General features: G+C 75.5%; 22 protein-coding genes. 13 read left to right on the forward strand and 9 right to left on the reverse strand.

The window, feature by feature from the left end:
• Positions 1-19: 19 nt before the first annotated feature.
• Complete coding sequence (locus ACTJIY_RS16195) at positions 20-574, reverse strand: DUF3515 family protein (protein ID WP_353708877.1); 555 nt, start codon at positions 572-574, stop codon at positions 20-22.
• Between the two features lie 64 nt (positions 575-638).
• On the opposite strand from ACTJIY_RS16195, the gene ACTJIY_RS16200 reads away from it, so the two are divergent.
• Positions 639-1652 (forward strand): thiamine-phosphate kinase, encoded by a 1014-nt coding sequence (locus tag ACTJIY_RS16200; protein WP_440673865.1) that lies wholly within the window; start codon positions 639-641, stop codon positions 1650-1652.
• Between the two features lie 9 nt (positions 1653-1661).
• On the opposite strand, the gene ACTJIY_RS16205 is transcribed toward ACTJIY_RS16200, so the two are convergent.
• Positions 1662-2177, reverse strand: a complete 516-nt coding sequence (locus ACTJIY_RS16205; protein WP_253050479.1) for a GNAT family N-acetyltransferase — start codon at positions 2175-2177, stop codon at positions 1662-1664.
• Between the two features lie 175 nt (positions 2178-2352).
• A complete protein-coding gene (gene rpmB, locus ACTJIY_RS16210; protein WP_024840757.1) occupies positions 2353-2544 on the reverse strand; it encodes a 50S ribosomal protein L28 in 192 nt (63 codons plus the stop codon).
• 320 nt (positions 2545-2864) lie between these two features.
• Here rpmB and ACTJIY_RS16215 point away from each other — a divergent pair, with 320 nt between their 5' ends.
• From ACTJIY_RS16215 to rsmD, 3 genes are all read left to right on the forward strand, one after another.
• Positions 2865-4745: a DAK2 domain-containing protein gene (locus ACTJIY_RS16215; protein WP_440673866.1), complete on the forward strand. Its 1881-nt coding sequence runs from the start codon at positions 2865-2867 to the stop codon at positions 4743-4745.
• Positions 4742-7000 (forward strand): ATP-dependent DNA helicase RecG, encoded by a 2259-nt coding sequence (locus ACTJIY_RS16220; protein ID WP_440673867.1) that lies wholly within the window; start codon positions 4742-4744, stop codon positions 6998-7000. The genes ACTJIY_RS16215 and ACTJIY_RS16220 overlap by 4 nt, the downstream gene beginning before the upstream one ends.
• 151 nt (positions 7001-7151) lie before the next feature.
• On the forward strand, positions 7152-7775 hold the full coding sequence (rsmD, locus tag ACTJIY_RS16225) for a 16S rRNA (guanine(966)-N(2))-methyltransferase RsmD (RefSeq protein ID WP_253050473.1): 624 nt from the start codon (positions 7152-7154) through the stop codon (positions 7773-7775).
• A 109-nt stretch (positions 7776-7884) separates the two neighbouring features.
• Here rsmD and ACTJIY_RS16230 read toward each other — a convergent pair whose 3' ends face one another.
• Entirely contained in the window at positions 7885-8628 is a 744-nt protein-coding gene (locus tag ACTJIY_RS16230) for a GNAT family N-acetyltransferase (protein ID WP_440673868.1), read from the reverse strand.
• A gap of 87 nt (positions 8629-8715) precedes the next feature.
• Between ACTJIY_RS16230 and coaD the strand changes: the two genes are divergently transcribed.
• The 6 genes from coaD to mutM all read left to right on the forward strand — a co-directional run bounded on the left by coaD (position 8716) and on the right by mutM (position 12575).
• Positions 8716-9216, forward strand: a complete 501-nt coding sequence (coaD, locus tag ACTJIY_RS16235) for a pantetheine-phosphate adenylyltransferase (protein WP_253050469.1) — start codon at positions 8716-8718, stop codon at positions 9214-9216.
• A 23-nt stretch (positions 9217-9239) separates the two neighbouring features.
• Positions 9240-9812 (forward strand): hypothetical protein, encoded by a 573-nt coding sequence (locus tag ACTJIY_RS16240; protein ID WP_308202259.1) that lies wholly within the window; start codon positions 9240-9242, stop codon positions 9810-9812.
• A gap of 325 nt (positions 9813-10137) precedes the next feature.
• A complete protein-coding gene (locus ACTJIY_RS16245; RefSeq protein WP_439157295.1) occupies positions 10138-10656 on the forward strand; it encodes a YceD family protein in 519 nt (172 codons plus the stop codon).
• A 2-nt stretch (positions 10657-10658) separates the two neighbouring features.
• The gene (gene rpmF, locus ACTJIY_RS16250) at positions 10659-10853 is read left to right on the forward strand and encodes a 50S ribosomal protein L32 (protein WP_021482203.1); all 195 of its coding nucleotides are present in this window, start codon (positions 10659-10661) and stop codon (positions 10851-10853) included.
• 5 nt (positions 10854-10858) lie between these two features.
• Positions 10859-11617: a ribonuclease III gene (rnc, locus tag ACTJIY_RS16255; RefSeq protein ID WP_440673869.1), complete on the forward strand. Its 759-nt coding sequence runs from the start codon at positions 10859-10861 to the stop codon at positions 11615-11617.
• Positions 11610-12575, forward strand: coding sequence for a bifunctional DNA-formamidopyrimidine glycosylase/DNA-(apurinic or apyrimidinic site) lyase (gene mutM, locus ACTJIY_RS16260; RefSeq protein WP_440673870.1), 966 nt, complete (start codon positions 11610-11612; stop codon positions 12573-12575). Before rnc ends, mutM begins: the two co-directional genes overlap by 8 nt.
• 61 nt (positions 12576-12636) lie before the next feature.
• Here mutM and ACTJIY_RS16265 read toward each other — a convergent pair whose 3' ends face one another.
• The gene (locus ACTJIY_RS16265; RefSeq protein ID WP_440673871.1) at positions 12637-13578 is read right to left on the reverse strand and encodes an NAD(P)-dependent oxidoreductase; all 942 of its coding nucleotides are present in this window, start codon (positions 13576-13578) and stop codon (positions 12637-12639) included.
• Positions 13579-13830: 252 nt separating this feature from the next.
• Here ACTJIY_RS16265 and ACTJIY_RS16270 point away from each other — a divergent pair, with 252 nt between their 5' ends.
• The 3 genes from ACTJIY_RS16270 to ACTJIY_RS16280 are packed head-to-tail and all read left to right on the forward strand — an operon-like array spanning position 13831 to position 17248.
• Positions 13831-15318 carry an APC family permease gene (locus ACTJIY_RS16270; RefSeq protein ID WP_253050461.1) on the forward strand — a complete coding sequence of 496 codons (1488 nt, stop codon included), beginning with the start codon at positions 13831-13833 and terminating at the stop codon, positions 15316-15318.
• Complete coding sequence (locus ACTJIY_RS16275) at positions 15315-15848, forward strand: hypothetical protein (RefSeq protein WP_440673872.1); 534 nt, start codon at positions 15315-15317, stop codon at positions 15846-15848. The genes ACTJIY_RS16270 and ACTJIY_RS16275 overlap by 4 nt, the downstream gene beginning before the upstream one ends.
• Complete coding sequence (locus ACTJIY_RS16280) at positions 15845-17248, forward strand: dipeptidase (RefSeq protein WP_253050457.1); 1404 nt, start codon at positions 15845-15847, stop codon at positions 17246-17248. The genes ACTJIY_RS16275 and ACTJIY_RS16280 overlap by 4 nt, the downstream gene beginning before the upstream one ends.
• A gap of 91 nt (positions 17249-17339) precedes the next feature.
• On the opposite strand, the gene cydC is transcribed toward ACTJIY_RS16280, so the two are convergent.
• From cydC to ACTJIY_RS16300, 4 genes are read right to left on the reverse strand one after another with little or no spacing between them, the layout of a single operon-like run.
• Positions 17340-19184 (reverse strand): thiol reductant ABC exporter subunit CydC, encoded by a 1845-nt coding sequence (gene cydC / locus ACTJIY_RS16285; RefSeq protein WP_440673873.1) that lies wholly within the window; start codon positions 19182-19184, stop codon positions 17340-17342.
• Complete coding sequence (gene cydD / locus ACTJIY_RS16290; protein ID WP_440673874.1) at positions 19181-20950, reverse strand: thiol reductant ABC exporter subunit CydD; 1770 nt, start codon at positions 20948-20950, stop codon at positions 19181-19183. The genes cydC and cydD overlap by 4 nt, the downstream gene beginning before the upstream one ends.
• On the reverse strand, positions 20947-22059 hold the full coding sequence (cydB, locus tag ACTJIY_RS16295; RefSeq protein WP_353708888.1) for a cytochrome d ubiquinol oxidase subunit II: 1113 nt from the start codon (positions 22057-22059) through the stop codon (positions 20947-20949). Before cydB ends, cydD begins: the two co-directional genes overlap by 4 nt.
• Positions 22060-22098: 39 nt before the next feature.
• Positions 22099-23613, reverse strand: a complete 1515-nt coding sequence (locus ACTJIY_RS16300) for a cytochrome ubiquinol oxidase subunit I (protein ID WP_440673875.1) — start codon at positions 23611-23613, stop codon at positions 22099-22101.
• Positions 23614-23640: the final 27 nt, after the last annotated feature.

Raw genomic sequence — 23640 nt, forward strand, 5'->3', positions numbered from 1 at the left:
TGCGCCGACCCGGGCGGGTTCAGCCCAGGTCGCCCGCGCCGACGCACGCGCGCGTCTGCGGGACCTCCATGACCGCGCGCCCCAGGTCGGCGATGAACGACGTGGAGTGGCTCTCGGTCACGGCCGGCGGCACGACGACCTGCACCGCGGGGTCACGGCCGTAGGTCGTGAACGTCCACGTGCCCTGGTCCTCGACGACGAGCCAGTCCACGGTGCCGCCGGCGGACTCGACGCTCTGGCACGTGGTCGTCGTCGGGCCGGGCACCTCGACGCCGCACCGCAGCGTCACCGCGGCGCCCGGCTCGCCCCAGGCCGCGGTGGCCTGGCTCGTCGTCCCGACCTTCGCCAGGTCCTCGCCCAGGGTGTCCGGCAGCGCGAGCACGACGTCCGCGCACAGCGGGTTCTGGGCGTCGTCCGCGACCGGGACGCCGATGCGCGGCGCGCACGCGGCGGTCGCCGCGACGACGCCGAGGAGCGCCGGCACCGCGAGGGCTCGGACGAGGGGGTGCGAACGGCGGGGCCGGGGCGCACCGGGGTGGGTGGACGGCGAGGCGGGAGGGACGGCGTCGAGCACGCGACCACCGTAGCGGCCCGCGGAGGGTGCCCGTGACCGCCCGGGCGGCGACTAGGGTGGCGGCGTGAGCGAGACGCCCCTGCTGGTCCGCGACGTGCCCGAGGAGGCGCTCCTCGCCCGGATCTTCCCTCTGCTGCCCACCGCGCCGACCACCCTCGTCGGTCCGGGGGACGACTGCGCCGTCGTCGCGGCGCCCGACGGCCGCTACGTCGTGTCGACCGACGTCCTCGTCGAGGACCGGCACTTCCGTCGGCGCTGGTCGTCCGGGTACGACGTCGGGTGGCGGGCCGCGGTGCAGAACCTCGCCGACGTCGTGTCCATGGGCGCGCGCCCCGCGGCGCTCGTCGTCTCGCTCGTCATGCCGGGCGACCTGCCCGTCGACTGGGTCACGGGCCTCGCGCGCGGGCTCGCCGACGCATGCACGCCCCTCGGCGCCGCGGTCGTCGGCGGGGACCTCTCGGGAGGAGACCAGGTCGTCGTCGCGGTCACCGTCCACGGCGACCTCGAGGGCCGCGAGCCCGTGCTGCGCTCCGGCGCACGGCCGGGCGACGTCGTGGCGCTCGCCGGGGGCCTCGGCCGGTCCGCGGCGGGCCTCGCGCTGCTCGACGCCGACCGGGCGGACCTCGACGACGCGCTCGTCGTCGCGCACCTGCGCCCCGACCCGCCGCTCGCCGCGGGGCCCGCGGCCGCCGACGCCGGCGCGACCGCGATGATGGACGTGTCCGACGGGCTGCTGCGCGACGCGGGCCGGATGGCGCGGGCGAGCGGCGTCGTCGTGGACCTCGAGCTCGCCGCGCTGGGCGCGGACCGCGACCGCCTGCGCGCGGCGGCGGTCGTGCTCGACGGCACGAGCGGGGACGGCGACGCCGCGACGGACGCCGGCGGCCGCGCCGAGGGCTGGGTGCTGTCGGGAGGCGAGGACCACGCGCTGCTCGCGACGTTCCCCGCCGACGCCGACCTGCCCGACGGGTTCCGGGCGATCGGCACGGTCCGACGTGCGTGGTGCGACGATCCCGGCGTCCGGGTCGACGGCCGCGTGGTGCACCGCGCGACGGGGTGGGACCACTTCCGCGCCTGAGCGCGGCGGTCAGCCCCGGCGGTAGCGGACGGCGGTCAGGTCCTTGCCGCCGATGTCGTCCCGTCGCTCGACGCCGTCCGGCACGAAGCCGTGGCGACGGTAGAAGCGGCGCGCGCGCTCCGCGTCCTCGAGGACCCAGAGCGTGACCGTCGTGCCGGGACGCACCTCGCCGAGCATGGTGCGCATGAGGTCGCGCGCGACGCCGCGGCCCCAGGACTCCGGGTCGAGATAGATGGCGTAGATCTCGAGGTCACCGGGCTCGGCGTCCTCGTCACGGCTCGGGCCGAGCGTCGCGAAGCCGATCGTGCGGCCGTCCGCGTCGGCGAGCCACGTGCGGGCGCCCGCGGTGGCGAGGCTCTGGACCCAGTGCTGCTCGCGCTGGTCGTGGTCGAGCGAGGCCAGGTACTCGTCGGGGACGATGCCCGCGTACGCGCCCCTCCAGGACGCGATGTGCACGGCCGCGATGGCGCTCGCGTCCGCGGGAGCGGCCGGGCGGATGGTTACCTCGCTCAGTTCCGTCACCATGCACAAAGACTGCCACCGCGGCCCGGATCCGCCAAACCGGTTTGTCCCGATCTCCAGGAGATCTCCGCATCTCCGGGGGTCGTCGCCCGTGGTCGCGGGGCTGGTCGTGCCGCAGAGACGACGAGAGCGCCTGCCGGGAACCGGCAGACGCTCTCGTCGCAGAGTCTCGCGATGCTCAGGCGGGGCGGGTGACCTTCCCGGCCTTGAGGCAGGAGGTGCACACGTTGAGGCGCTTGGGCGTCCCCGCGACCACGGCGCGCACGCGCTGGATGTTCGGGTTCCAGCGGCGCTTCGTCCGGATGTGGGAGTGCGAGATGCTGTGCCCGAAGCCCGGGCCCTTGCCGCAGACGTCGCAGTTGGCAGCCACGGTTTCTCCTGATCGTCGTGCACGTCGCGCACGCAGCGGCGACGTCCTGAATGGTCTGTAGGGTGTCTCGCCCGGTGTTCCTCGGCGGCTCCTCGACGGTGTCGAGGGCGCGCGAAGCACCCGGGCAACCTCGTCAGGGTAGCCGATCCGAGGGCCCGAGCTCAAACCGGGCGCTCGTCACACCCGCGCGGCCCGGAGGCGGCCCGGCGGGCGCCCCCACGGCGCGCGGTTGACTACCGTGGTCCCGACGGCCCGCGGTGCCGTCCGACCGTCCGGCCACCCGGCGCGGTCGTCCCCCGAGCGCGAGGAGCCGGTCCGACGTGAGCCCCGGAGCCGACGTGGTCGACGCCGCCGTCGTCGTCGCGTGGGGCCACGGTGGCGTCCGTGCGCTCGCCGCCGCGCGCGAGTCGCTCGACCGCGTGAACGTCTTCCCGGTCGCGGACGCGGACACGGGCACCAACATGTACCTCACGCTCCTGGACGCGGTCCGCGCGCTGCCCGGCGGCGACCCGGCGGGAGGCGGGGAGACGGGGGCCGCGGGCGGCGCCGGCGACCTGCTCGTGCGCCTGGCCCGCGGTGCGCTCGTCGGGGCGCGCGGCAACTCGGGCGTCATCCTCAGCGAGTACCTCCGCGGGCTCGCCCTCGCGCTCGCGGAGCACCGAACCGTGACCGGTGCCGCGCTCGCGGGGGGCCTGGACCGCGCCGCCCGCACCGCCCGCGGCGCGGTGGCCCGCCCCGCACCCGGCACGATCCTCACGGCCGCCGACGCCGCGGCGCGCGCGGCCGCGACCGCGGCGGACGGGCCCGGCGCCTCCTCACCCGCGGTCGTCGCGGCCGCGGCCCGGGACGGGGCGCGCGCCGCGGCGCTGCGCAGCACCGGCGAGCTCGACGTGCTCGCGCGGGCGCAGGTCCTCGACGCCGGAGCCCTCGGCCTGGTGCTGGTCCTCGGCGCGCTCGTCGCGGCGCTCGACGCGCGAGGCACGGGTGCCGTCCCGGCGGTCGACCCCGTGGAGGCCGCCTCGGCACCGGCCCCCGCACGCGACGCCGCGGGGCCGGCAGTGGCGGGTGTGTCGGAGGTGCTCGGCATGATGGCCGGCATGGTTCCGGTGGCGGGCTCGCCCCGGGAGGCAGGTGCCGGTCCGCAGGACGTCCACGAGGGGGGTGCGTTCGAGGTGATGTTCGTGGTCGACGTCCCCGCGGGTGGAGCGGTGGACCCGGCCGGCACGCCCGTCGAGGGCCCCGCCGAGCCGCTCCGTGCCGAGCTCGCGCGGATCGGCGACTCCGTCGTCGTGGTGGGCGGGCCGGGTGACCACGGCTCGGGGCTCTGGCAGGCGCACGTCCACACCGACGACCCGATGGCCGCGGTCGCCGTCGGACGTGCCGCGGTCGCGGGCCTGCGGTCCGCGCGGGGCGTCGGCGAGAAGGCCGCGTCGACCACGGGGGGAGACGACGCCGCGCTGCGCCAGGTGCGGGTCCGGCACCTCCCGGGGCCCCACGAGGAGGGCCACGCCCTGGACACCGCTGCCGACGGGGCGCACGACGCGGCGACCGTGGCGGCGGACGGCCCGGGTCTGGTCGCCGTGACCACGGCGCCCGGTCTCGTCGCGGACCTCGCCCGCGCGGGCGCCGTCGTGCTGCTGCGGGAGGCTCCCGGTCCCGTCGACCTGACCGCCCTGCACCGCGTCGCGGTCGACGCCCGCGCGTCGCACGTCGCGCTCCTGCCCGGCGCGGACCTGCCGGAGGACGACGCCGCGACCCTGCGCGCGACCCTGCGCGAGGACGGGGTCGAGACGCTCGAGGTGCTGCCCGCCGTGACCGACCTGCACGTCGCCGTGGCGCTCGCCGCCGCACAGCTCGTGGAGCCCGGTGCGGCGCAGCGGCTCGAGGCGGCACGGTCGGCGCTCGCCGCCGCCCGGTGGGCTCGGCTCGACGCCCCGGGCGTGCCGGTGCCCGAGCTGGCGCGACGGCTCGCGGACGGGCTCGAACCCCTCCGTGTGCGCGCCGGCACGCTCGTCACGGTGCTCGCCGACGACGACGTGCCGGACGCGGCCCTCGACGCGCTCGCGGCGCGCGCGACCGGGGACGGCGCCGAGGTCGTGCTCCTGCGCTCGGGCCGCGACGGCGGTGCCGTCACGCTCGCCGCCGAGGGGCCGGAGGACGCTGCCGACGACATCGAGGTCACCGTGGAGGCCGAGGGATGAGCGACCGCCTGGCCGAGCCGCTGACCCGCGCGGTCGGCACGCGCAGCGCGGGTCCGCTCGCGAAGCTGGGCCTCGAGACCGTCGGGGACCTCCTGCGGCACTACCCGCGGCGGTACGGCGACCCGGGGCGCCTCACCGACCTCGGGGGCCTCGCGCTCGGCGAGCACGTGACGATCGTCGCGCAGGTCCGCAGCGCGACGGTCCGGCGCATGCGCAACCGCGCGGGCGCGATCCTCGAGGCGGTCGTGACCGACGGTCCGCAGCAGCTCTCGCTCACGTTCTTCGCCAAGAGCCCGAACGTCCTGCGCTACCACGAGCAACGGCTGGCGCCGGGGCGGCACGGGCTCTTCACCGGCGTCGTCGGGCTGTACCGCGGCACGCGGCAGCTCACGCACCCCGACTACAAGATCATCGGGGTCGACGACGACGCCGAGGACGCGGAGAGCGCCGTGCTCGAGGCGAGCCGGCCCATCCCGATCTATCCCGCGAGCGCGAGCATCCCGAGCTGGAAGATCCAGCCCGCGGTGCGCACCGTGCTCGACCCGCTGCGCGAGGAGGACGTCCCGGACCCGCTCCCGGACGCCGTGCGCGAGCGGCACGGGCTCGGGACGCGGCTCGAGGCGCTGCGCGACGTGCACGAGCCCTACGACGAGAAGCAGTGGCGGCGCGGGCGCGACCGGCTGCGGTACGAGGAGGCGTTCGTCCTCCAGGCGGCGCTCGCCCAGCGCCGGGCCCGCGCCGCGGCCGAGCCCGCGACGGCGCGACCCCTCCGTGGCCCGGGGGAGCCGAGCATCCTCGCCGACTTCGACGACGCCCTCCCGTTCACGCTGACGACGGGTCAGCGCGAGGTCGGGGAGGAGATCGCGGCCGACCTCGCGCTCCCGCGCCCGATGCAGCGTCTCCTGCAGGGAGAGGTGGGCTCCGGCAAGACGGTCGTCGCGCTGCGCGCCATGCTCCAGGTGATCGACGCCGGCGGGCAGGCGGCGCTCCTCGCCCCGACCGAGGTGCTCGCCGCCCAGCACGCGCGCACCCTGCGCGCGCTGCTCGGGCCGCTCGCGGAGGGCGGCTTCCTCGGGGGCGCCGAGCACGGGACGCGCGTGGCGTTGCTCACGGGGTCGCTCGGCGCGGCGGCGCGCAAGGAGGCGCTGCTCGACGCCGCGAGCGGCGCCGCCGGGATCGTCGTCGGCACCCACGCCCTGCTGTCGGAGAACGTGCAGTTCGCCGACCTCGGCCTCGTCGTCGTGGACGAGCAGCACCGGTTCGGCGTCGAGCAGCGCGACGCGCTGCGGGCCAAGGCCCGCACGAGCCCGCACCTGCTCGTCATGACCGCGACCCCCATCCCGCGGACCGTCGCGATGACCGTGTTCGGCGACCTCGAGACGTCCTCGCTCACCGAGATCCCGGCCGGGCGCGCCGGCATCACGACCCACGTCGTGCCCGCCGGCAACGCGGCATGGATGGAGCGCACGTGGGCGCGCGTGCGCGAGGAGGTCGACGCCGGGCACCGCGCGTACGTGGTGTGCGCGCGCATCCACCCGGACGAGCCGGACGCCGACGCGCCGTCGAAGCGGACCGACGACTTCGACGAGGTGCCCGACTTCCTCCTCGACCCCGACGCCCCGGACGCCTCGGACCGCGCGCCCTTGCGGGCGGTGCTCGAGGTCGCCGAGGAGCTGCGCGCGCACCCGCGCCTCGCGGGGCTCGAGGTCGGGGTGCTGCACGGGCAGATGCCCCCGGCGGACAAGGACGCCGTGATGGCCGACTTCGCGTCCGGCGCGGTCCAGGTGCTCGTCTCGACGACCGTCGTCGAGGTCGGGGTCGACGTCCCCGAGGCGACGGCGATGGTCGTACTCGACGCCGACCGGTTCGGCATCTCCCAGCTCCACCAGCTCCGCGGGCGCGTCGGGCGCGGGTCCGCGGCGGGGCTGTGCCTGCTCGTCTCGACCGCGCAGCCCGGCACGCCTGCCGCGACCCGCGTCGAGACCCTCGCACGCACCACCGACGGGTTCGAGCTCGCGACCGTCGACCTCGAGCTGCGCAGCGAGGGCGACGTCCTCGGGGCCGCGCAGTCGGGGCGCGCGAGCTCCCTGCGGCTCCTGCGCGTCGTCAAGGACGCGGACGTCATCGCGACCGCGCGCGCCGACGCCGCCGCCGTCGTGGCGGAGGATCCGGACCTGACCGGCCACCCGGCGCTCGCCGACGCGATCCGCGACCAGCTCGACCCGGAGCGCGAGGAGTTCCTCGAGCGGGCGTGAGGCGGTCGTGGTCCACCGTCCCCGTCGTCCCCCGGTCGTCGAGGCCGCGGGCGTCGCGACGGTGCGCGCACGCTCGCGCCCTGTCCCGGACCGGGCCCTGCTACGCCGTCTCGGCCCAGGGCCGTCGTTCGACAGGCTCTAGGCTGGGCGCGTGACGAGGATCGTGGCGGGGACGGTAGGGGGACGCACGCTGCAGGTCCCGCCGCGCGGGACGCGGCCGACGAGCGAGCGCGTCCGCGAGGCGATCTTCTCGCGCCTCGAGCACCTGGGCGTGGTCGACGACGCGCACGTCCTCGACCTCTACGCCGGCTCGGGCGCGCTCGGTCTGGAGGCCGCGAGCCGGGGCGCCGCCGACGTGACGCTCGTCGACTCCGCCCGGGTCGCCGCCGACGTCGCCCGACGCAACGTCGCCGCCCTGGGCCTCCGCGACGTGCGGGTCGTCGCCCAGCCGGCCGAGGCGTTCGTCGCCGGCGTGGCGGCCGCCGCGGCGCAGCGCCCGGCCGGCGGGGCGGACGGAACGCCGGCCTCCGTTCGGGCGGGCCACGGCCCGTACCACCTCGTGCTCGTCGACCCGCCGTACGACGTCACCGCCGAGGCGCTGGAGCGCGTCCTCGCCCACCTCGCCGCGCCCGGCGTCCTCGACCCGGCCGCCGTCGTCGTCGTCGAGCGCTCCACCCGGACCCCGGAACCGGCCTGGCCGACAGGCTGGGAGCTCGTCGCGCGCAAGGACTACGGCGAGACGACGGTCTACTTCGTCGGCCCCGCCCTCCCGTAGCCCATCCCTGACCGCCGAGCGGGTGGTTCTGGCGCGTCCGGTTCGCAGGACGCGCCGGAACCACCTGCTCGACGTGTCGGGAGGGCCTGGTCGGTGGCGAGGCGGGGGGTCAGGGGGGTGGGGCGTGGGTCTCGGAGGGGGCGAGGAGGCCGACCGGGGCGGTCGCGAGGGCGGTGGGGTCGGCCGGGTCGACGAGCGCGACGCGGTCGCCGCTCGCGGCGTCGAGCAGGCGGCGGGTCGCGGTGTCGTCGGCGAGCGTGCCCTCGCTCGCGCGGAGGTTCTCCGCGAGGAAGGCGCGCAGCGGGGCTGCCGGGACGTCGTCGGCGGTGCCCTGGCCGAGCGGGAACGACACGAGCAGGAGCGCCGGGACGCGCTCGCCGCCGGGGCCGTCGCCGGGCTGGAAGTAGGGGAGGGCGAGGACGCGCGCGCCGAGCCGTGCGTAGAACCGCAGCCGCGCGACCGGGTCGCCGTGCGCCTCGCTGCCCAGGTGGTGCGCGGGGTGCTCGACCTCCCCGACGACGAGCAGCGGGTCGAGCGCGCGCCAGTCGTCGAGGGCGGCGGCGACCAGCCGGGCGCCCACCCCGCCGCCGCGCCGACCCGGGGCGATCGCGAGGTAGAGGACGAGGAGGACGCGCGCGTCGGGGAACCACTCGCCGACGACGCCGGCGACGACGCGCCCGTCCTCGACCACCCCGAGGCTGCGCAGGCGCCCGGTCGCGTGGGCGTCGACGAGCTCGTCCCCGTCCATGAGCTCGGCGGGCGGGAACGACGGCGTCAGCACGTCGCGGTGGAGCGAGCGGACGAGCTCGGGCGTGGCGAGCGGGACGACGGCGGGCTCCTCGGGGGCGGTCACGCCGACCATCGTCGCGCGCGGGGCCGATCCGCGCCCGCCCGGCCGTGCCGCCGGGGTCCGCGCGCTCCCGTGTACTACCGTGACGAGGTGACCACAGCCGTCTGTCCCGGGTCGTTCGACCCGATCACCCTGGGCCACCTCGACATCGTCCGACGCGCCCGCGCGCTCTTCGACGAGGTCGTCGTCGGCGTCGCACGGAACGCGTCGAAGTCGGCGCTGCTGAGCGTCGACGAGCGCGTCGCGCTGGCCCGCGCGGCCGTCGACGACGCCGGGCTGGACGGGGTCCGCGTCGAGGTCGTGCCGGGGCTCCTGGTGGACTTCTGCCGCGAGATCGGGGCGGTCGCCGTGGTCAAGGGCCTGCGCGGTGGCGCGGACTTCGACGCCGAGCTGCCGATGGCGCTCATGAACCGGCACCTGGCGGGCGTCGAGACCGTGTTCGTCGCGGGCGACGCCGCGCTGCAGCACGTCGCGTCGTCGCTCGTGAAGGACATCGCGCGGTACGGGGGACCGGTGGACGACCTCGTCCCGCCGGGGGTGGGCGACGCCGTCCGTGCGGCGCTGGCACGGGTGCAGGGGAGCAGCAGGTGAGCACGACGGGGAGGACCGGGTACGTGAGCGAGCAGCAGGACCGGCGGGTGACGCACGAGGAGCGCGCGACGGAGGAGGCGCAGGTCGGGCTGAACGCGATCCTCGACGACCTGACGCACCTCGTGGAGACGGCGCGCGCGATGCCCATGTCGTCGTCGGTGCTGGTGCACAAGGGCGACGCGGTCGCGCTCCTGGACGAGCTGCGCGGCGCGCTGCCGGAGCAGCTCGCGCACGCGGACGAGGTGCTCGCGCAGGCGGACGCCGTGCTGGAGGACGCGCACCGGCAGGCGGAGGAGATCCTCACGACGGCGCGGGCGCGCGCGATCGAGCTCGTGCAGGCGGAGCAGGTCGTCGTGCAGGCGGAGTCACGGGCCCGGGAGATCGTCGACGAGGCCGAGGAGGCCGCGGCCGTGCTCCGACGCGACGCCGACGACTACTGCGACCGCAGGCTCGCGGACTTCGAGGTCGACCTCGGCAAGCTGCTCGCACAGGTCCAGGGCGGCCGCGCCAAGCTCGCGGACCGTCTCGGGGACCGCGTCGCCGAGCCGGAGGAGTCGCCGTTCCCGGCGACGATGCGCGAGCGCACCGGCCGCTGAGTCCCTCACCGGGCCGGCGCGGAGCGCCTGCGGTGCCGACGACCACCGGCTGCTCGGCGGCGGGCCGGGTCGTGGGCTCCCGACAGGACGTGGCAGGTGGCGGTCGGGCCGTGGCGTGACGTAAGATCGATGTTTGGCTCGGCGCGTCGCGCGTCGGCCTGTGCCTGGCAGTCGCCTCGAGCGGCCGTCGGCCCCCGACATCGTTGACCATCCGTCCGCGGGCCCCCACGCCCGCGGCCTGGCGATCCTGGAGCGCGCCATCACCGCCGAGAAGACGTCGCCGCTCGTGCTCGACACGCACGAGCTCGGTCGGCGACCCGGGAGCATGCGGACGGTCGTCGCGACCGTCCCCGCGCCCGCCGACCTCGGGACCGCGGTCATCGGGATCCCCGAGGGCAGCGAGCTCGAGCTCGACCTGCGCCTCGAGGCGGTCATGGAGGGCGTGCTGGTCTCCGGGACGGTGACGGGCCGCGCGGTCGGGGAGTGCGTGCGCTGCCTCGACACCGTCCACGAGGACGTCACGGTCGAGCTCGCGGAGCTCTTCGCCTACCCCGAGCGGGCGAAGGCCGCGGAGGAGTCGGGCGACGACCTGGAGGACGCCGAGGACGTGTACGACCTCGACGGCGACCTCGCGGACATCGAGCCCGCGCTACGGGATTCGGTCGTCACTGCACTACCATTCAGTCCGGTGTGCCGAGCGGACTGCCCGGGGCTGTGCTCCGAGTGCGGTGCGCGCCTGGCGGACGACCCGGGCCACACCCACGAACTTGTCGACCCTCGGTGGTCGGCGCTGGAGAGCATGTTCGACACCTCGAACGTGTCCGACGAGACGAAAGAGAGCTAGCCGTGGCTGTTCCGAAGCGCAAGATGTCGCGCAGCAACACCCGTGCGCGTCGTTCGCAGTGGAAGACGACCGCCGCGAACCTCACCACCTGCCCGCAGTGCAAGGGCGACAAGCTGTCGCACGCGGCGTGCCCGACGTGCGGTACCTACAAGGGCCGCCAGTACGCCGAGGCGCTGCGCACCGAGCACGCAGGCTGAGGCGCGTGGCACCGGCTGCACCGGCATCCGGTCTTCTCGAGAAGCTCGGGGTCCATCTGGACCCCGAGCTTCTCGTGCTTGCGCTCACGCACCGGTCGTTCGCGCACGAGAACGGCGGCATCCCCACGAACGAGCGTCTCGAGTTCCTCGGTGACACCGTCCTGGGCCTCGTCGTCACGGAGACCCTCTACCGCCGCCACCCCGACCTGTCCGAGGGCGAGCTCGCCAAGATGCGGGCCGCGACCGTCTCGCAGAAGTCGCTCGCCGCGATCGCGCGCCGGCTCGGCCTGGGGCAGTACGTGCTGCTCGGCAAGGGCGAGATCCGCACGCGCGGCAACGACAAGGACTCGATCCTGTCGGACACGGTCGAGGCGATCATCGGCGCTGTCTACCTGAGCCACGGGCTCGAGCCCGCACGCGGCCTCGTGCTCCGTCTCGTGGAGCCGACGCTGTCGGCCGCCGCAGGGCTCGGCGCGGGGCTGGACTGGAAGACGTCGCTCCAGGAGGCCGCCGCCGCCGCAGGGCTCAGCGCCCCCTCCTACTCGAGCGACGCCGTCGGGCCGGACCACGCGCGCGTCTTCACGTCGTACGTCCACCTCGACGGCCGGCTCTACGGGACCGGCAGCGGCACCGCGAAGAAGTACGCCGAGCAGGAGGCCGCCGAGCGCGCCTACCGCGCACTGGCGGCCGAGCGCGCGGAGCCGGAGCCGTCCGACGGGCGCGCGGCCACGACGGTGAAGGCGGCCGAGGACGCCGGTGCCTGAGCTGCCCGAGGTCGAGACCGTCCGCGACGGGCTCGGCCGCCACGTGCTGGGCTCCCGGGTCGTCGACGTCGAGGTGCTGCGCGACTACAGCGTGCGGCGCCACGACGGCGGCCCGGCCGACTTCCGGGACCAGCTCCTCGGCCAGCGGCTCGACGCCGCGGTGCGCCGCGGCAAGTTCCTCTGGCTCCCGCTCGTGCCGGGCGGGTCGACGGGCGGGCCGACGGGTGGGCCCGACGACGGCCCCGCGGCCGCGCTGCTGGCCCACCTCGGGATGTCGGGCCAGCTCCTGGTGCGCTCGGGGCCGGGCCTCGGGGAGCGGTCGCCGCACCTGCGCGTGCGCCTCGTGCTCGAGCCTGACGGCGCCGGCCCGGCGGGCGCGCTCGCGCTCGACTTCGTCGACCAGCGCACGTTCGGGCACCTGTCCGTCCAGGACCTCGTGCCCACGCCCGACGGCGCGCCCGGCGGGCTCGGGGCCGACCTCGCCGCGGTGCCCGCCCCGGTCGCGCACATCGGCCGCGACCTCCTCGACCCCGCCCTGCGGCGCGACGACGTCGTCGACGCGATCCGCCGCCGTCGGACCGGCGTGAAGCGCGCGCTGCTCGACCAGACGATCGTGTCCGGCGTCGGCAACATCTACGCCGACGAGGCGCTGTGGCGCGCCCGCCTGCACTACGCGCGCGCCACCGACACGCTGCGCCGCCCCGAGGCGCACCGCCTGCTCGACGCCGCGGCCGAGGTGATGACGGAGGCGCTCGCCCAGGGTGGGACGAGCTTCGACGCGCTCTACGTCAACGTCAACGGGCAGTCCGGCTACTTCTCGCGCTCGCTCGCCGTGTACGGGCAGGAGGGCGAGCCGTGCCCGCGCTGCGGGACGCCGGTGCGCCGCGACGAGTTCATGAACCGCTCGTCGTACACATGCCCGCGGTGCCAGCCGCGCCCCCGCAACGGCCGCTGGTAGGTCGTCGGCCCGCCCCCGCTCCGGCGTCGGCTCTCCGGTTCGTCTCGCCGTCGTCGCCGGGTCAGCGGGGGACGACGTTGCGGAGCTCGCGGCCCGCGCGGAGCGCGTCGAGGTTGGCGTTCACGAGGTCCGATGCGCGCTGGGGGCGGTTGCCCGCGACGTGCGGCGTGAGGATCAGCCGCGGCGCGGCCCACAGGGGTGACGCCTCCGGCAGGGGCTCGGTCTCCGTGACGTCGAGGGCGGCACCGCCGAGGCGGCCGTCGTGCAGGGCCGTGACGAGCGCGTCCTCGTCGACCGTGGCGCCGCGGCCGACGTTGACGAAGACCGCGTGGTCGGGGAGCTGGTCGATCCGGGCGGCGTCGAACGCGTGCCGGGTCGCGTCGAGCGCGGGGAGCAGGGAGACGAGCACGTCGGTCGAGGCGAGCACGTCGGGGAGGTCGTCGTCGGTCACGACGGGGAACCCGTGGCGCTCGCCACGGCGGCTCGCGACGCCCGTCACCTCGGCGCCCAGCGCGGCGAGCAGCGGGGCGAGCCGTGCCGCGATCGAGCCGAAACCCCAGATCGTCACGCGCGCGCCGTCGAGCGTGTACCGCGCGGCCGTCGCGGGGTCGGCCTGGGCGCGGTTCACGGCGGTGTCCCACCGGTGGTCGCGCTGCGCCGCCCCGAGCACGTCGAGCCGGCGCACGGCCGCGAGGACGAGGGCGAGCGCGTGCTCGGCGACGGGACCGTCGTGCAGCGACCGCCCGGACGTGATCGTCACGTCCGGGCCGAACCCCGCGGCCAGCACCGCGTCCGGGCCCGCCGCGAGCGTCTGGACCCAGCGCAGTCGCGTGAGCCGCGCGGCGGCGTCCGCGAGGTTCGCGGGGGTGTTCGCCCACGCCACGAGCACCTCGGCGTCGGCGTCCTCGGGACCGAGCGGTGCCGCGGCGTCGTAGCGGACGACCTGGTCTCCCGGGCCGCCGCGCACGTCGAGGGCGATGGTGCTGGGCACGAGGATCTTCAACGCTGCTCCCGGGGTGGTCCGTCGAGGTCGCGGCCTCCCGGCGCGGGTCGGGCCGCCTCGCGAACGTACCACCGTGCCGTCCGGCGGGCGGCCGGCTGCCGCACGGCTGCTGCTCGGGGGCGCCTCGCCCGTCCCACCTGCGCTTCCGCAGGCGCGACCTCGCCGCCGGGGATATGTTCGCGGTGTTCCGACGACGCGCCGTCCGCGCGCCGTCCCGGTCGGCCCCGCGGGGTCACGGCTTCGGGGGTGGGGATGGGCTCGTCCACGGGCGCGCCGACGCACGCGGAGGTGCGCGCGGCGATCACGGCACGGACGCCGAAGAACTACATCACGTGGCTCACGCTCGCGTTCATGATCACGTCGTCGGTCGCGAGCCTGCGCGCCGCGCCGACGATGGCGGTCTACGGACTCGCGGCGGTGTTCCTCTACATCGTCCCGGCGCTCGTGTTCCTGCTGCCGACGTCCCTCGTGTCCGCCGAGCTCGCCTCCGGCTGGTCGGGCGGGGTGTACCGGTGGGTCGCGGACGGCGTGTCCAAGCCGCTCGGCTTCCTCGCCGTCTGGTGCCAGTTCGCGATGACGATCTTCTACTACCCGAGCCTGCTCGGGTATGTCGCGAGCACGTTCGCGTACGTCATCAACCCGAGCCTCGCCAGCAACGGGCTGTACGTGGCGATCGTCATCGTCGTGCTCTTCTGGACCGGCGTGTGGCTCTCCTCGCAGGGCACCAAGACGGTCGCCGGCCTGTCGAGCTGGGGACTCATCATCGGCACGCTCATCCCGGCCGCGATCCTCGTCGTGCTCGGCATCGTGTTCCTCGGGCAGGGCAACCCGTCGGCCGCGCCGATGGACGCGCAGCACCTGCTCCCCGCCTGGACGGGCCTCGCGTCCCTCGTGCTCATCGTCAACAACTTCCTGTCCTACGCGGGCATGGAGATGAACGCGGTCCACGTCACGAGCCTGCGCAAGCCCTCGACGGAGTTCCCGCGGTCGATGTTCCTCGCGATCGGGCTCGTGCTCGTCATCTTCATCCTCCCGGCCGTGGCGATCAGCTGGGTCATCCCGGCCGACCAGCTCAGCCTCACCGCGGGCGTCATGCAGGCGTTCGACGCGTTCTTCGCCAACTTCGGCGTGAGCTGGCTGACGCCGATCCTCGGCCTCATGCTCATCGCGGCGTCGCTCGGCGGCATGCTCACGTGGCTCGCCGGGCCGTCCAAGGGCCTGCTCACGGTCGCGCGCGAGGAGGGCTACCTCCCGCCGTTCCTGCAGCGCCTCAACAAGCACGGGGTGCAGCAGAACATCCTCGTCACCCAGGGCCTCATCACGACGGGGATCGCGCTCCTCTACGCGTTCATCCCGGACGTGTCGAGCGCCTACTGGATCCTGTCCGTCATCACGACGCAGGTGTACCTCGTCATGTACCTGCTGCTGTTCGTCGCGGCGGTGCGGCTGCGTCGTCGCGCGCCCGACCACCCGCGCGGCTACCGCGCGCCCGTGCTCACGCTCCTGTGCGTCGTCGGGTTCTGCGCGTCGGTGGCCGCGATGATCATCGGGTTCGTGCCGCCGGCCCAGTTCTCCAGCGGGAACGTCGGGGTGTACGTGCTCATCGTGGGCGGCGGGCTCGGCATCATCGGCCTGCTCGTCCCGGCGCTGTTCTACCTGCTGCGCAAGCCGTCCTGGAAGGACCCGGAGGCCGCGGCCATCGCCGCCGCGGACGAGGCGGGGGAGGGCGAGGCGGCATGACCACGACGCGACCGGACCACGTCCCCGTGCACGAGCCCGAGCCGGCCTCGTCCAAGCGGTGGGTGACGTACACCGCCGCCGCGCTGCTCCTGGTCGCGCTGGGGGCGGTCATGCTGATCGTCTTCGACAACGTGCGGTCCACCCGCGACGCGCGCGAGGCCGAGCAGAAGGCCGCCGAGCTGCACGACCGCTTCGCCGAGATCGGGATCACGGCCTTCAGCGAGGAGACCATCGCCGACGTCCTCGGCGACGACGGCGGCGGGTTCTGCACGGACCCGGCGGCCCTCGTCGAGGCGACGGCGAACCTCGGCGCCGCGAACGGGGCGGCCGGGCCGGGGCTGCGGCCGTCCGTCCTCGACGAGCGCCGCCTCGCGGGCGACCGGCTCGTCATCGAGGTCTACTGCCCCGACCAGCTCGACGCGTTCGACGCGTACGTCGACTCGCTCGACCTCGACCCCGGCCGCACGACGGAGCCGGGCAGCGACGCCACCGAGGGCGCCGACGCCACCCCGACCGAGGAGGACGCGTGAGCCAGCCGAGCACCGGAGCACGACCGGGCGCCACGGGGCACGTCGAGGAGGTGCGTGCCGCCGTCCAGGGCCTGGTGCCCCGTGCGCTCGACGACCTGCGCACGCTCGTCGCCATCCCGTCCGTCGCCGACGAGCGCCTCTACCCCCGTGCCGAGTGCGAGCGCGCCGCGCAGTGGGTCGCCGACGCGTTCCGCGCCGAGGGGATCGACACGCGGCTCGAGGTCACGCCCGACGGGTCGCAGGTCGTGCTCGGGCACCGTCCCGGCCCCGACGGCGCGCCCACGGTGCTCCTCTACGCGCACTACGACGTGCAGCCGCCGCTCGACGACGCCGCGTGGACCACCCCGCCGTTCGAGCTCACCGAGCGCGACGGCCGGCTCTACGGGCGCGGGGCCGCCGACTGCAAGGGGAACATCGTCACCCACCTGACCGCGCTCCGGGCGCTGCGCGCGCTCGGCGGCGAGGACTACCCGGTCGGCGTCCGTCTCGTCGTCGAGGGCTCGGAGGAGCAGGGGACCGGCGGCCTCGACCGGTGGGTCGAGGCGAACCCGGGGGCGCTCGCGGCCGACGCGATGCTCGTCCAGGACACCGGCAACGCCGAGCTCGGCCTCCCGACGCTCACCGTGACGCTGCGCGGCGCGGCGAACGTCGTCGTGCACGTCGAGGCGCTCGAGGGCGAGATCCACTCGGGCATGTTCGGCGGGGCCGCGCCCGACGCCCTCGCCGCGCTCGTCGCCGTGCTCGCGAGCCTGCGCGACGAGCACGGCGACACGACGATCGACGGCGTGCCGGACGCCGTCACCCACGGGACCTGGGACGGCGTCGCGTACGACGAGGAGCAGTTCCGCCACGACGCGGGAGTGCTCGACGGCGTCGGCCTCGTCGGGACGGGCAGCGTCGCCGACCGGCTCTGGGCCCGGCCCGTGGTGACGATCCTCGGGATCGACGCCCCGAGCGTCGTCGGCTCGGCCGCGGCGATCCAGCCCCGCGCCTCGGCGCGGCTCAACCTGCGTGTCCCGCCGGGCTCCGACGCCCAGGACCTCCAGGACAAGCTCGTCGCGCACCTGGAGGCCCACGCGCCCTGGGGCGTGCGCGTCCGCGTGGAGCGCGACGCCGTCGGGCAGCCGTTCGCGGCCCGCACGAGCGGGCACGTGTTCGACACGCTCACGGGGGCGCTCGCGGACGCGTACGGGCGCGAGACGGTCACGGCGGGGCAGGGCGGCTCGATCCCGCTGTGCAACGTGCTCGCCGGGCAGTACCCGGACGCGGAGATCGTGCTGCTCGGCGTCGAGGAGCCGGCGTGCCTCATCCACGCGCCGAACGAGTCGGTCGCACCGAGCGAGATCGAGAACCTCGCGGTCGGCGAGGCGCTGTTCCTCGCGCGCCTCGGCGAAGGCTGACGGCTACCACTGACACCGGCCGAGATCGACCCGTCGGTCTCCAGATCGACCCTCGGAGGGTCGATCTCGGCCGCACGGGTCGATCTCGGGGCTACCGCGGTGCGGGCGTCTCCTGGTCGAGCGCCCACCGGTAGGCGGGGAGCCCGAGCAGCTCGGCGTGCGTCCCGCGTGCGACGACGCGCGCCGGGGCGTCGTCCGGCGCGCCGTCCGGGACACCGAGGAGCAGCACCTCGTCGACGGCCTCGAGCGCGCTGAGCCGGTGCGTCGCGAGCACGACGCCGCGTCGGCCACCTCCGGCCGACGCGCCCGCCGGCGCGCGGGTCGTCGCGACGAGGTGCCGCACGAGCGCGTCGGCGCCGGCCGCGTCGAGGTGCTCGGCCGGCTCGTCGAGCAGGAGCAGCGGCGCGGGTGACAACAACGCCCGCGCGACGAGCAGACGACGACGCTCGCCGCCGGAGACGGTCGTGGCGTCCGGGCCGAGCAGCGTCTCGACGCCGTCCGGCAGCGCGGCGAGCCAGGCGTCCAGGCCGACGTCGTGCAGCGTCGCCACGGCCTCCTCGGCCGTGACGTCGCCTCGCGCGACGCGCAGGTTCTCCAGCACCGTCGTGTCGAACACGTGCGCGTCCTCGGCGACGAGCACGACGCCGCGCGCCGTGGCCTCGCGGGGGAGGGCGCTCACGTCGGTTCCGTCGAGCGTCACCCTCCCCGCGAGCGCGGGGACGAGCCCGGCGGCGGTCGCGAGCAGGGTCGTCTTGCCGACGCCCGACGGCCCGACGACCGCGACCGCCCGCCCAGGGCGCAGGTCGAGGTCCACCCCCGCCACGACGACGCGCGCCGCGCCCGGCCAGCCCGCCGCGACGTCGTCGAGCGCGAGCGACGCCTGCTCGGGGGACGACGGCTCCGCCGGACCGGGGACGGACGCGTCCGCGGCGGGGGCCGCCGTCGTGACGCGGGGTGCGGAGCCGTCGAGGAGCGCGACGACGCGCGCCGCGGCCTGGCGCGAGCGGTGGAGCTGGACGGCGGCGGCGGGCAGGGCGTTCGCGGCCTCGAACACCGCGAGCGGCGTGAGCACGATGACCGACAGCTCCACGGGCGCGAGCGTCCCGGCCGTCACGGCTGGGATGCCGAGCAGGAGCGACGCGAGCACGGCGAGGCCGACCGCGAGCGCGGCGATCCCGGCGGCCACCCCGGCGGGGCGGGCGCCGTCGTCGGTCACGCGCGCGAGGGCGCGGTCCGTCGCGCGCAGGTCGTCGAGGCGCGCGTCGAGACGGCCCGAGACGGCGAGCGGGCCGGACTGCTCGAGGATCTCGAGCGTCGTCGCGGTCATCGCCGCGCGCGTCGTCGCGCCGCGCGCCTCGACCTCGCGCGCCGACCGCGCGGAGAGCCACGGCGCGACGACCGCGGCGAGGAGCAGGCACAGCGCGAGCGCGACGCCCGCGGCGGGCAGGAACGCCCCGACGAGCACCACGGATCCCACCGAGATCGCCAGCGCGACACCGGCGGGGACGAGCGCGCGCACGACGACGTCGCCCACCGCGTCGACGTCCGCCCCGACCCGCGCGAGCAGGTCTCCGCGCCGCAGCCCGACGAGCGCGCCCGGGGAGCCCTCCGCCAGCGCGGTGTACAGGTTCGCGCGCAGGGCGGCCATGCCGCGCAGCGCGACGTCGTGCGAGGCGAGGCGTTCGAGGTAGCGGAAGACGCCGCGCGAGATGCCGAACGCGCGCACGGCGACGACCGCGACCGACAGGGTGAGGACGGGAGGCATCTGCGAGGCGCGGGCGATGAGCCACGCGGCGACGGCGGCGAGGCCGACGGCGCTCCCGAGCGAGAGCGTGCCGAGCACGACGGCCCAGGCGACGCGGCGCCAGCGCACGTCGAGCAGCCCGACGGCGCGCCACAGCGGGTCGTTCGCGAGGCGGCGGCGGGGCCCGGTCACGGGTGCCTCCCGTCGGTCGGCGCGGCGGCGGCGGGGGCGAGCGAGGCCGCGTCCTCGTGCCGAGCGTGCTCGGGGAGGGCCGGGTCGTCGAGCGGCGTCGCGCGGACCTCGACGACCTCGTCCGCCGCCCGGACGAGCGACGCGCGGTGCGCGACGACCACGACGGTCCGGCCCTGGTCGCGGAAGGCCCGAACCGCGTCGAGCACGACCTGCTCCCCGCGCGCGTCGAGGTGCGCCGTGGGCTCGTCGAGCACGACGAGCGGGACGTGCGCGGGGTCGCCGAGCAGGGCCGCGGCGAGCGCGACCCGCTGCCGCTGGCCCACGCTCAGCCCGACGCCGCCGCGTCCCACCTCGGTGTCCCAGCCGTCGGGCAGCGTCGTGAGGACGGAGTCGAGGCCCGCGGTGCGCGCGGCACGGTCGAGGTCGGCGTCGCCCACGGGCAGGCCGCCCGCGACGACGTCGCGCAGACGCCCCGGGGCGAGCACCGGCCGCTGGGGGAGCCAGGCGACCTGGGGCCAGTACGTGGCCGGGTCGAGGTCGGCGAGGTCGGCCGCCCGCCCGGACGCGGTGATCGTGACGGTGCCACGGTCGGGGCGGACGAGCCCGAGCAGGACGAGCGCCGTCGTCGTCTTCCCGGCGCCGCTGGGGCCGGTGAGGGCCACGACGCGGCCCGCCGACGTCCCGGGTGCGAGGTCCAGGTCGAGGCCGGCCGGTGCCAGCACGTCGCGGTCGCCGGCGCGGACGCTCACGCCGCGCAGGGCGATCGCCGCGCCGGCGAGCGGCGGCGCGGCGACGGTCCCGGGCTCGGTGGCCTCCTCGTCGAGGATCGCGAACGCCTGCTCGGCCGCGGCGATGCCGTCGGTCGAGGCGTGGAAGTGCATCCCGACCTGGCGCAGCGGCAGGTACACCTCGGGCGCGAGCACGAGCACCGCGAGCGCGGGCTCGAGCTCCATGCCCCCGTGCACCAGCCTCAGCCCGACGCCCACGGCCACGACGGCCACCGACAGCGTCGTGAGGAGCTCGAGGACCATGCCGGAGAGGAAGGCGATGCGCAGCGTGCCCATGGTCGCGCGCCGGTTGGCCTCCCCGAGCGCCCGCACGCGCCGCTCGGGCCCGCGCGCGCGGCCGAACGCGAGCAGGGTCGGCAGGCCCGCGAGCAGGTCGAGCACCTGGGCGCCGAGCCGCTGCATGACGACCAGACGGCGCTCCGACGTCCCGGCGGTGAGCCGACCCACGAGGACCATGAAGAGCGGGACGAGCGGGATGGTCACGGCGATGATCACCGCCGAGACCCAGTCGAGTCCGAGCACGACGGCGAGCGTCGCGGGCGTGACCGTCGCGGCGAGCAGGAGCTGGGGCAGGTAGCGCACCATGTACGGCTCGAGGGCGTCGAGCCCGCGCGTCGCGAGCGTCGCGACCTCCGGTCCACGCCCGGACGCGAGCCACCGCGGCCCGAGGGCCACGGCGTGCGTGACGACCTGCTCGCGGAGCTCGGCCACGGTCCGGGTCGCGGCGCGCAGCGCGAACCGCTCCTGCGCCCAGGACGTCGCCGCCCGGGCCGCGACGACCCCGGCGAGCAGCCCGACCCGCGGCCCGAGGTCGGCCAGGTCGGCCGTCCTCTGGATCGCCGGCGCGAGGACCGACGCGAGGACGACCGCCTGGGCGACGACCAGGGCCGCCGTGGCGAACCCCAGCACCGCCGTCAGGACGACGTACCCTCGCGCGGCCCGCGCGTGGCGCAGGAGCCGCGGGTCGAGCGGCTTCACGCGTCTCCCGACCCGCCGGTCCCGAGGCTGCGTCCGGCCGAGCCACCGGAGGACGCACCGCCGAACGCCGCCTCGCGGACCTTCTTGAGCGAGAGGCCGACGGGCGCGGGGATGTCCTTCGTGGACAGTCGGCGGCGGAACACCCAGTAGGTCCACGACTGGTAGGCGATGACGAGCGGCGTGAGGATCACCGCGACCCACGTCATCACCGTGAGCGTGTAGTCCGTGGACGACGCGTTGTGGATCGTCAGCGAGTTCGCGGGGTCGACGGCGGGCATGACGTCGGGGTACATCGAGCCGAAGATGAGCACGACGGCCGCGACGATCGTCACGGCGGAGGCGGTGAACGCCCACCCCTCGGCGCCGCGCCGGTTGGCGACGAGCGCCGCGACGAGGCCGCCGGCCGCCACCACGACCGCGGCCCACGTCCACGGCACGGAGTACGCGACCTGCGCCCACACGGCCCAGCCGCCCGCGAGCACGAGCGCCGCGACGCCGAAGACCGAGGCGTGCTGCCGGGCCCGGGCGCGGATCTCGCCGTCGGTCTTCAGGGCGACGAACACCGAGCCGTGCAGCAGGAAGAGGCTCAGCGTGACGAGGCCGCCGAGCAGCGCGAACGGCGACAGGAGCGAGAAGAACCCGCCGACGAACTGGTGGTCGGCGTCGAGCTGCACGCCGCGCACGAGGTTGGCGAACGCGACGCCCCACAGCACGGCGGGCACCCAGGACCCGACCTGGATCGCGACGTCGCAGCGGCGCGCCCAGCCCTCGTCGCGGATCTTGCCGCGGTACTCGAACGCGACGCCGCGCACGATGAGCGCGACGAGGATGAGCAGGAGCGGCAGGTAGAAGCCGGAGAAGAGGGTCGCGTACCACTCGGGGAACGCGGCGAACGTCGCGCCGCCCGCGGTGAGCAGCCAGACCTCGTTCCCGTCCCAGACGGGGCCGATGGTGTTGATGAGGACGCGGCGCTCCTTCTCGCGGTGCTCCTTGTCCCCGCGCGGGAGGATCGACAGCAGCATGCCGACCCCGAAGTCGAAGCCCTCGAGCACGAGGTAGCCGGTCCACAGGACCGCGATGAGCACGAACCAGACGACGGCGAGATCCACGGTGGTGTTCTCCTGAGATTCTGGGCGGGTCCGGGCGCGTCAGTACGCGAAGGACAGCGGGCGGTCTGCGGCCTCGGTGCGGTCGTCGGGCGGCTCCTGCGCCTCGGGCGACTCGTCGTGCACCACCAGCGGCACGCCCTCGATCGCGTAGCGGCGCATGAGCGTGAACCAGACCGCGGCGAGCGCGCCGTAGACGAGCGTGAACACGATCATCGACGTGAGCACGACGCCGGGGCTCACCACGGTCGACACCCCCCGCTCGGTGAGCAGGCGGATCTGGTCGATGCCCGTCGGGTTCGGCGCGACGACCCACGGCTGGCGGCCCATCTCGGTGAAGATCCAGCCGAAGGAGTTCGCGAGGAACGGCATGGGGATGGCGACGAGGCCGACGCGCGCGAACCACACGTTGTCGGTGACGCGGCCCTTGCGGGTGAGCCACAGCGCCATGAGCGCGAGGAGCACGGAGCCGGCGGCCATGCCGATCATGAGCCGGAAGGACCAGTAGGTCATCGCGAGGTTCGGCGTGTACGTGACGGGGTCGCCGGCGGCCGTGACGTCGCCGTAGCGCTCGGTCATCTGCTCCTGGACGTCCTCGACGCCGGGCAGGTACGACTCGGGGCCGGAGAAGTGGCCCGTGCCGAGGTACGACGCGAGGCCGGGGATCTCGATGAGGTGCGTGACGTTCTCGCACGAGTTCGACAGGTCGCCGATCGTGAGGATGGAGAACGCGGCGCCCTCCTGCCCCTGGCACAGCGCCTCGGCCGAGGACATCTTTCCGGGCTGCTGCTCGTACATGATCTTGCCCTGGACGTCGCCGGAGACGGCGACGCCGATCCCGCCGACGAGCATCGCGATGACGCCGAGGGTGACGGCCGGGCGGTAGACGTCGCGCGCGAGCTCGACGTTCTCGGCCTTCTTGGTGCGGACCAGCCGGACCATCCACCACGCGGCGATGCCGGTGACGAACGTGCCCGCGGTGAGGAAGGTCGCCGTGATCTGGTGGGGGAAGGCGGCCCACAGGGTGTTGTTCGTGAGGACGGCGCCGATGTCGTTCATCTCGGCGCGCCCGGTCTCGGGGTTGAAGATCGCGCCCACGGGGTGCTGCATCCACGAGTTCGCGGCGAGGATGAAGAACGCGGAGAGGTTCGTCGCGATCGCGACCGCCCAGATGCACGCCAGGTGCACCTTCTTGTTGAGGCGGTCCCAGCCGAAGATCCACAGGCCCAGGAACGTCGACTCGATGAAGAACGCGGCGAGCGCCTCCATGGCGAGCGGCGCGCCGAACACGTCGCCGACGAACCGCGAGTACTCGCTCCAGTTCATGCCGAACTGGAACTCCTGCACGATGCCGGTCACGACGCCGAGCGCGAAGTTGATGAGCAGGAGCTTGCCGAAGAACTTGGTCAGGCGCAGCCACCGCTCGTTGCCGGTGCGGACCCAGGCCGTCTGCATGATCGCGACGAGGGGCGACAGGCCGATCGTCAGCGGGACGAAGATGAAGTGGTAGACGGTCGTGATGGCGAACTGCCACCGGGCGAGATCCAGGGCTTCCACGTGCGCTCCTCGGGGGGCCGACGGGTC

Origin of the sequence: Cellulosimicrobium sp. 22598 (assembly GCF_052044445.1) — a bacterium.
Lineage (GTDB): Bacteria > Actinomycetota > Actinomycetes > Actinomycetales > Cellulomonadaceae > Cellulosimicrobium > Cellulosimicrobium cellulans_G.

Bases quoted from the DNA above. Each gene is read 5' to 3' on its own strand.
- ACTJIY_RS16205 (WP_253050479.1), bottom strand. From the start codon at position 2,177: ATGGTGACGGAACTGAGCGAGGTAACCATCCGCCCGGCCGCTCCCGCG.
- ACTJIY_RS16220 (WP_440673867.1), top strand. From the start codon at position 4,742: ATGAGCGACCGCCTGGCCGAGCCGCTGACCCGCGCGGTCGGCACGCGC.
- ACTJIY_RS16245 (WP_439157295.1), top strand. From the start codon at position 10,138: ATGCGGACGGTCGTCGCGACCGTCCCCGCGCCCGCCGACCTCGGGACC.
- ACTJIY_RS16270 (WP_253050461.1), top strand. From the start codon at position 13,831: ATGGGCTCGTCCACGGGCGCGCCGACGCACGCGGAGGTGCGCGCGGCG.
- ACTJIY_RS16275 (WP_440673872.1), top strand. From the start codon at position 15,315: ATGACCACGACGCGACCGGACCACGTCCCCGTGCACGAGCCCGAGCCG.